The organism is Pseudomonas sp. SAS7 (genome assembly GCF_052112345.1).
GTDB lineage: Bacteria > Pseudomonadota > Gammaproteobacteria > Pseudomonadales > Pseudomonadaceae > Aquipseudomonas > Aquipseudomonas putida_Q.
In genome coordinates this window covers 1-798 of record NZ_JBEGGO010000054.1, presented here as the reverse complement: position 1 = coordinate 798, position 798 = coordinate 1, and the positions used below count along the sequence as shown (strand labels likewise).

1 protein-coding gene is annotated in these 798 nt (G+C 55.5%); it reads right to left on the bottom strand.

Annotated features, from left to right (window positions below; all coding sequences use genetic code 11):
* Positions 1-45: 45 nt before the first annotated feature.
* Positions 46-798: transposase (locus ABI582_RS28655; RefSeq protein ID WP_442120987.1), on the bottom strand; the 753-nt coding region annotated here is incomplete at its 5' end.

The following is a 798-nucleotide window of genomic DNA, read 5'->3' as shown; positions in this document are numbered from 1 at the left end:
TGTACGACCGGGGACATCCTTTACATCTTAAACCGGGGACATGGTTTACACATTTGAGGCTTGGACGCGGGTTTCACCCCGTCCAAGCCTCCCCAGGAGATGGTCACACAGGAACACATCCCAAACATCATCTTCCACTTCTTTCAAACCGATCCTCTCGCCCGACAAGGCCTCGCTGATGAACAGCAGCTTCCCTTTCCACTTGATCGAGCCATTTTGTCTGACACTGCGGACAGCCATTTCGGCGGGATACTCCACGATAGGCAGGCATCCTGGGTAAGGCCGATCGGATGGCACATACAGCTCGAATGGGCGCTTCATCCCCAACGCTTCATGGGGGCGGACATAGTTGAACTCGTGTCGGAAGTGCTCGAGCAGCAATTGCTGATCAATCAGATTGTGTCCCAGAGGCAGTTCAAGCTTCATGCTGCGATGCATTCGCTCGTGACGGCCATTCTGATCTGGGCGCGCGGGTGCGGTCCGTTCGGGAAAAATCCCGAGGCGGATCAACCAGACAGCGATTGTGGACATCCTTGCCAGCCCGACTGAAGCAAATGGGCTGCCGTTGTCAGAGCGGATGACCTCTGGCATTCCATGCTCCTGAAATAGCCACTCAAGCGTCTGTATGACCGGCTGCGTCATGATGTTCTTGTGGGCTTTGCAGGCCAAGATGAGGCGCGAAGCATGGTCTGTAACTGTTAGCGGGTAGCACCACTGGCCGTTGAGCATCTTGAACTGGCCCTTGTAGTCGATGCACCAGGTCTTGTTCGGCTCGTTGGCCTCCCTCATCTTTGTGGG